The organism is Thermococcus sp. (assembly GCF_027008145.1).
Lineage (GTDB): Archaea > Methanobacteriota_B > Thermococci > Thermococcales > Thermococcaceae > Thermococcus.
This window is the reverse complement of sequence record NZ_JALTCZ010000104.1, coordinates 1-7,256: the sequence shown is the minus strand read 5'-3', so window position 1 is coordinate 7,256 and position 7,256 is coordinate 1. Positions and strand designations below refer to the sequence as shown.

The window sequence follows — 7,256 nt, the reverse complement described above, 5'->3', positions numbered from 1 at the left end:
CAGGACGGCCGTTGACCGCTCGATCCTCCATACGGGGTGGGTGAACGAGAACATCAAAGGCAAAAACGACGAAGTTCGGCTCCTCAAGAAGTTTTTGAAAGGGATTAAAGCCTACGGAAGCGAGGTTTATATCAGGGGCTTTTCGGGCTACCTAGCGGAGATACTGATAATAAAATACGGCTCCTTTCTGGACGTTCTAGAGAAAGCTGACTTCATCCTGAGGCAGAAGATAATCGATCCGGGAAATTGGCTGAAGAGAGAACCTGAAATAGCGATGAAGACCGTGAAGAGAGAGATCGATGAAGACAGGCCGTTGATCGTCATAGACCCCGTTGATCCAAGGAGGAATGTTTCGGCAAACCTGAGCTGGGAGAAATACGGAGTGTTTTACTTCAAATCTGAGGGTTTTCTGAAGGAACCATCAACCGAGTTCTTCTTCCCGCCCAGCGGTGTTTCAGGGAACTACCTAAAGGAGCTCGGGAGGAAGGGAACCCACCTGCTAACCCTCCTCTTCGAGAGGCCTAGGCTGGTGGATGACATCCTTATGCCCCAGCTTGAGAAGAGCGCCAGGGGAATCGAAAGGGCCCTGGGACGGGAAGGATTCAGGGTTTTCGGCTGGGACTACGGCTACTCGGGCGAAAAAGCCTTCATAATGCTTGAAGTGGAGGGAGTTGAGAGACCAGCAGTGAAGGTGCATCCCGGCCCGGAGTTTTTCACTGAGAGGGGCAGGGACTTCTACAAGAAAAACGGAAGGGTCTGGCTGGTCGGTAAGAGGCTCTACGCCGAAAAAGAGGTTGCTGAAAACATCCTAGATGTACTTCTTGCGCTCATTAAAAAGAACCAGGTCTCCATTGGGAGGAACCTTAGGGAGGTGATAAGGGACGCGGACTTCCTCCTTGACTACGTCCCGAGGGATCTTGAGCGGGAGGCCTACCTATTCCTCAGCAGGAAAAAGGACTGCCTGAAGGGCTAAGCGCGATGCTCGCACCATTCATTGTTCTCCCATTGGCCGTGGGCCTCGCCCGGGATGTGGCCGGTATCTGCTACCGCCCATTCGAGGTTGTAGGGTTCAGTGAGGCCCCTCAGCTCACCTCTTAAGTCCATCTTCCCAACGTAAAGGCCGGCCCTCGTGACGACGTTGTATCCACTGTTCGGAACCTCGGGACTTAGGGCTTCCTCCCAGGCTTTCCAGCTCGTCTCCCAGCCCTCTAGGGAAGGCATTGCGGAGAGGTTCCAGACGTGGTAGAGATTCTCGAAGTTGAGAACCCTGAGGTAGGCATTGATGAAGAGGCTCTGCAGTTCATCTCCATCGAAGTAGTTTATGAGCTCTATGAGGGCCTTAGTGATGGTAGAGACGTTTCCGAAGGCCACGCGCGTGTCAAGGTTCTCCCAGAAGCGCGGACAGGAGTGGTTGGCGAGGAGCATGAGGTAGTATACTCTCCCGAGTTTCAGCGCCTCTCTTTCTCCGTTTGCCGACTCAAGGACATAGTCAAGGGAGGCGTCGACACCAAAGTACTCGTAGTAATCCCTAAAGAAGACCCTCGCGTAGCGAACTAGAAACCCCTCCCTTGAAGGGCCCTCGATGCCGAGCTTTTCTAGGCCCTTCAAAACCCCAAGGCGGATAATCCTGTTGAGCTCCTCAAAGAGCCTTGTGAAGGCCACCTTCCATAGCTGGCTAACCTTCCTCCCATTTACTTCCCTCGCGAAGACCTTTCCATCGGCCCTGCGATAGCCGAGCCACCTTGAATCGCTCGTCTTTCCGTCGAGGCTCAAATCGAAGTAGTCGCTCCAGCTGGAGTAGTCCTTGACGCCAATCCCAAAGGAACACTCACCCTCAAGACGCTTGAACTCCCCGGAGAGCTTTTTGGCAACAAAATCCATCGCGGAGACGCGCCCAACACCCTTCCTTTCAAGTCCCTCCATCCACGATGTAAAACGGTCGAGCTGTCTCGGGTTCCCGAGGAGGCTCTCCAGGTCGCTGGCAGTGAAGACAAGGTAAGGAACGCCCAGATTCTCCTTGTAGTCGTCGCGGTAGCTTAGGGTAGCTGAGATAAGCCCGGAAACATCGAGGGTGTTGAAGGCAAATGCATCGCTTATATGCCACTCCCTCCCGAAGACAAAGGCGTTTCCATAGCGGTTGCAGGAGTGCTTTGCCTGGGGGAAGTCGTAGAGGAGCTGTCTCTCATCTAAGAGGAAGACGAGCTTTTTTTCTGTGGAGGCCTCGACTATGGAAGCGCTCTCCCTCGTTATCACCGCCTCGGGGAGCCAGTAACCGAGGACTTCTCTTCCCCCGGTTAGGGGAGCGTAGAAGTCAAAGGAGACTCTGGCGAGGATTCTCTGTTCGAACCCGTCGAGGTGGGGCACTATCGGGTGAAATGGTGTTGTCGGAACGGCATCAAACTTCTTCAAGAGTCCAACGGCCTCTTCGAAAGCCTCCTTATGGTACCTCAGGAGCATGAGGAAGGTGAATGGCTCTATGTCGATGCTTATTCCCTTCATCCTTGAGAGAACTTCTGAGATGTGTTCGTAGGAGTAGAGCATGGCCCTCGTCCAATTCTCACCCCTGACGTCTTCCTCCCGAATTTTAATCGTCACGGGGCTTTTTCTCTCCTCGTATTCTATCGGCCCCGAGCCGTCTCCGTCCAGAGTGTAAACTATATCCCCCGGCTGGTAGGCATGGAAGTGGTGGGCGTACTTCATGAACATGGTCTCACCGTGGGTGATACTGGCCTTTGACTTATTTCACTTTCGGCACCGATGACACGGACATTTCTACCCATTTTTGTCCGACAGATTAATAAAGGTGTACATCGAGCTGATGGCGGTGAAAGGATGAGGAGGGAGATCAGGAAGTTCCTCGGTGAGGACTTGGCCAACTACCTCGAACTGCTCCGAGCCAAGCTGGCGTTTGCAGAGGAGCTCTACGGGGTAAAGATGAACTACGTGCCACTCATCACCGAGGGAGAGATAGTTGTCCTCGACAAGAACGACGGGGAGATAAAGTGGCTCCGAAACAAGAAGCCACTGACGGGCGAGGAACTGGGGAAGCTCATCGGGAAGATTAAGGAGAACCTTGAAAGCGGTTACATCGAGATGCTTTTAGCTATGAACATGTCCTGTGTGAACCCACCGGGCGAATAGCTTTTAAATCCCCCCGGCAACTTGGCCCGATGAAACGGGCCGAACTGATACTTTTGGGGGCCACGGCCCTTTGGGGCTTTACCTTTCCCGCGATGAAGGTTAGTCTTGACTACGTTCCACCGGTTCTCTTCCTATCGTATCGCTTTGGGTTGGCCTCCTTTCTGATGCTCCTCCTCTTTGAGAGTAAGGTTCTGAAGAGGGAGACCCTCTTCGAGGGCTTCATCCTCGGTCTGACGCTCTTCTTTGGTCACGGCTTCCAGATAGTCGGTCTCGAGTACACAACAGCCTCAAACTCGGCCTTCATAACCTCTCTCTACGTCGTCTTTACACCCTTCATAGGTCACTTCCTCATAGGGGAGAAGGTTAAAGCCAGGGACTTCACATCCCTCGCTGTGGCCCTCGCTGGTCTTTATCTGATCTCCGGAGCCAGCGGGAGCATGGGACTTGGGGACGCGCTGACTGCACTCTGTGCGCTCAGCTTCGCCTTCCAGATAGTCTTCGTCCAGCGCTTTGGCTACAGGGATTATCTCAGCCTCTCCTTCTGGCAGATATTCTGGAACTTCATCTTCTCAACCGTTTTTGCCCTCTTCTTCGAGCCTTTGAGTGTTCCCACTTCAGCCCTTCCCTGGGCTGGAATAGTCTACACGGCAGTTTTTGGGACGGTCATAGCGTTCACCCTGCAGGTGAGGTATCAGAGGGAGACGACCGCTTACAGAGCTGCTCTTGTATACTCGATGGAGCCGATATTCGGTTCTCTATCGGCCTTCCTCCTCCTTGGGGAGAGGTTCACGGGGAGGTCCCTCCTTGGGGCGCTCCTCATCATGGCAGGCGTCTGGAACGAGATAAGGAAGGCCGATTAAAGCGCTTGAAGTTTTAAGAACAAAAAGTTAATAAAGGTTGAAGGGATAAGGTTTCTGGAGGTGATACCATGGTGCACGAATACATAAAGGGCAAGGTCAAGGAGTTCTCGAAGGAGGAGAAGGAGAAGCGCTACAAGTACCTCGGCAAGGAGGTCATCGACGTCGGCGATCCCGGGCTCGACAGCATACCCGAGTTCTACGGCATTGCCAACGCCATCTGGCGCGACTGGAAGAACGGTGAGATAAGCACGAGGACGGCCCTTGGAAGGCTTGCCCTCCTGAAGTTGCTCACCTACAAGACGAAGAACAGAAAGATAGCCGACATCTCAGAGGAGGATCTCGAAGAGGTCAGAAAGTTCATAGACTACGTGAGGCAAGTCATAAAGAACGAGAGCAGGAGGAAAGGCGACCCCGAGGAGGAGGGGCAGGTCGAAAACGCTTAAAATCCCCCCTAACTTTCACCGCCTTCCCCTTCACTTAATCAGAAAACCTTATAAGGGAACCCCCCAATTTCCCCCGATGCCCATGAGGGGGGAGTGTTTTATCCTCCGCTTTGCCCGTTTCGGGGCTTAAATCTCCTTTTGGGTTAGCTTTAACTATCACTTCTGGAGGGATTCTCCATGATTAAGGAGCCTGAACTTAGGGAGTACAGTCCAGGGAAGCTTGAAGAAAAGATAGAGCGCTTTTGGGAGGAGAACAACACCTACGAGAAGGTGAAAGCCAGCAGGGCCAACGGCCCGAAGTACTACTTCCTCGACGGACCACCCTACGTCAGCGGTGCAATACACCTCGGCACCGCCTGGAACAAGATCATTAAGGATATGATAATTCGCTTTAGAACCATGCAGGGCTATAATGTGAGAAGACAGCCGGGCTTCGACATGCACGGACTGCCTATAGAGGTTAAGGTAGAGCAGGCCCTTGGACTCAGGGTCAAGAAGGACATAGAGACCGAGATAGGCGTTGACAACTTCATAAGGAAGTGCAAGGAGTTCGCCCTCAACAACCTCAAGGTCATGACCGAGCAGTTCAAGATGCTCGGCGTCTGGATGGACTGGGATAAACCGTACATGACAATAAAGAACGAGTACATCGAATCCGGCTGGTTCACCCTAAAGCGGGCTTGGGAAAAGGGCCTTCTCGAGAAGGATAAGAGGGTTTTGCACTGGTGTCCAAGGTGTGAAACGGCCCTAGCTGAACACGAGGTTCGCGGCGAGTACAAGCTCAGGAAGGATCCAAGCATATACGTCAAGTTCCCAGTGGAGGGCAAAACCAACGAGTACCTCCTCATCTGGACTACAACGCCTTGGACGCTCCCGGCCAACCTGGCCGTTACCGTCCACCCCGAGTACGACTACGCCAAAGTTAGGGTCGAGACTGAAAACGGAGAGGAGTACTGGATAATAGCGAAGGCCCTTGTTGAGAGGGTTCTCAACGAGGTCGGCGTAAAGGGTGAGATAGTTGAGACCTTCAAGGGCGAGGAGCTTGAAGGAATAAGGTACGTCCACATCCTCATGGACGAGTATCCGACCCAAAAAGAGTTCCGCGAGAGGTATGGATGGGCCCACCGCGTAATTCTCGGCGAGCACGTAACGCTTGAGGACGGTACTGGCTTAGTCCACACCGCCCCGGGCCACGGTGAGGAGGACTTCGAGGTTGGGAAGCGCTACGGCCTGCCAATTTACAGCCCGGTTGACGACGAGGGACGCTACACCGAGGGATTCTGGAAGGGAGCCTATGTCAAGGACGCCGATCCTGAGATAATCGAACACCTTCGCGAGAAGGGCTACCTCGTTAAGGCTGGAACAATAGAGCACAAGTATCCCCACTGCTGGCGGTGCAAAACCCCGCTAATATTCAGGGCGACGGACCAGTGGTTTCTCAAGGTCAGCAGGGTCAAGGACAAAATCATAGCCGAGAACGACGACAAGGTCACATGGTATCCCGACTGGGTGAAGGTCAGATACGACAACGGCGTCATGAACAGCGGGGACTGGGTCATAAGCAGGCAGAGGTACTGGGGAATACCGCTCCCGATATGGCAGAGCGAAGACGGAGAAATCTATGTCGTGGGCAGCTTTAAGGAGCTGGTCGAGAAGAGCGTTGCAATAGAGGTGAACGGCGAGAGGATAGAGCTTCCGGAGAGCTACGAGGAGAAGCTCAAGGTCATAGAGGAGAAGCTCGGTCCTGAAGATCTACACAGACCCTACGTTGATGCGTTCATAATAGAGGTCAACGGCAGGGAGATGCGTCGCGTTAAGGACGTCGTGGACGTGTGGTTCGACAGCGGAATAGCTAGCTGGGCCTCCCTTGACTACCCGAGGAACACGGAGCTCTTCGAGAAGCTCTGGCCGGCGGACTTCATAGTCGAAGGAGAGGACCAGGTCACCAAGTGGTTCTACTCCCAGCAAGCGGCCTCGGTTATAGCCTTTGACACCGTCCCTTACAGGAAGGTCGCCATGCACGGCTACGTCTTAGATGAGAAGGGCGACAAGATGAGCAAGAGCCTCGGCAACATTATCCGCCCGGAGGAGGTCGTCCAGAAGGAAGGCAGAGACCCCTTCCGTTTCTACATGCTCTGGGCCACCAATCCGTGGGAGAACCTCCGCTTCAGCTGGAAGGGCCTTGAACAGGTCAAGCGCATGTTGAACATACTCTGGAACGTGTATGTACTTAGCGCGACCTACATGAGCCTCGACAGCTTTGACCCAACGAAGGTTCCAGAGGAGCTTCCTTTTAGGGAGGAGGACTTCTGGATTTTGAGCAGGGTCAACAACCTCATTGGGGAGGTTACCGAGGGGGTAGAGACCTTCCGACTGACCAAAGCTACCAGGGCAATCTACAACTTTGTAGTTGAAGACCTCAGCAGGTGGTATGTGAGGCTCATCAGGAAGCGCATGTGGGTTGAAAGCAACGACCCCGACAAGTTAGCGGCTTACTACGCTGTCTGGAAGGTCTTCGACGTTCTCCTAAGGCTCATGGCACCGTTTACACCCTACATATCCGAGGAGATATATCAGAATCTTCTGAGGCCGTTCCTTGGAGTGGAGAGCGTCCACCTCCTCGACTGGCCGAAACCCGACGAGAAGGCCATAGACGGGGAGCTTGAGCGCGAGATGGAGTACGTTAGGAGGATCGTCGAGGCAGGCTCAAGCGCCAGGCAGAGGGCCAGGATAAAGCTCCGCTACCCGGTCAGAAAGATAATCATCGAAACAGATGATGAAACCGTCAAGAAGGCAGTCGAGAGGCTGAACA

At 53.6% G+C, this 7,256-nt stretch carries 6 protein-coding genes; 5 read left to right on the top strand and 1 reads right to left on the bottom strand.

The features are described from left to right. On the top strand, nt 1-973 hold a 973-nt coding region (gene cca / locus MVD07_RS05165; protein WP_297499376.1), incomplete at its 5' end, for a CCA tRNA nucleotidyltransferase. Here cca and MVD07_RS05160 read toward each other — a convergent pair. Further along, entirely contained in the window at nt 970-2,706 is a 1,737-nt protein-coding gene (locus MVD07_RS05160) for a glycoside hydrolase (RefSeq protein WP_297499375.1), read from the bottom strand. The genes cca and MVD07_RS05160 overlap by 4 nt on opposite strands. Before the next feature lie 126 nt (nt 2,707-2,832). On the opposite strand from MVD07_RS05160, the gene MVD07_RS05155 reads away from it, so the two are divergent. From MVD07_RS05155 to ileS, 4 genes are all read left to right on the top strand, one after another. Beyond that, the gene (locus tag MVD07_RS05155; protein WP_297499373.1) at nt 2,833-3,141 is read left to right on the top strand and encodes a hypothetical protein; all 309 of its coding nucleotides are present in this window, start codon (nt 2,833-2,835) and stop codon (nt 3,139-3,141) included. 29 nt (nt 3,142-3,170) lie between these two features. Next, nucleotides 3,171-4,001, top strand: a complete 831-nt coding sequence (locus tag MVD07_RS05150; RefSeq protein ID WP_297499371.1) for a DMT family transporter — start codon at nt 3,171-3,173, stop codon at nt 3,999-4,001. A gap of 68 nt (nt 4,002-4,069) precedes the next feature. Continuing rightward, nucleotides 4,070-4,444 (top strand): hypothetical protein, encoded by a 375-nt coding sequence (locus tag MVD07_RS05145; protein WP_297499369.1) that lies wholly within the window; start codon nt 4,070-4,072, stop codon nt 4,442-4,444. 177 nt (nt 4,445-4,621) lie between these two features. Continuing rightward, on the top strand, nt 4,622-7,256 hold a 2,635-nt coding region (ileS, locus tag MVD07_RS05140), incomplete at its 3' end, for an isoleucine--tRNA ligase (protein ID WP_297499367.1).

What these genes read in the sequence shown, in the direction of transcription:
- MVD07_RS05160 (WP_297499375.1), bottom strand. Translation starts at nt 2,706, where the DNA reads ATGTTCATGAAGTACGCCCACCACTTCCATGCCTACCAGCCGGGGGAT.
- MVD07_RS05155 (WP_297499373.1), top strand. Translation starts at nt 2,833, where the DNA reads ATGAGGAGGGAGATCAGGAAGTTCCTCGGTGAGGACTTGGCCAACTAC.
- MVD07_RS05150 (WP_297499371.1), top strand. Translation starts at nt 3,171, where the DNA reads ATGAAACGGGCCGAACTGATACTTTTGGGGGCCACGGCCCTTTGGGGC.
- MVD07_RS05145 (WP_297499369.1), top strand. Translation starts at nt 4,070, where the DNA reads ATGGTGCACGAATACATAAAGGGCAAGGTCAAGGAGTTCTCGAAGGAG.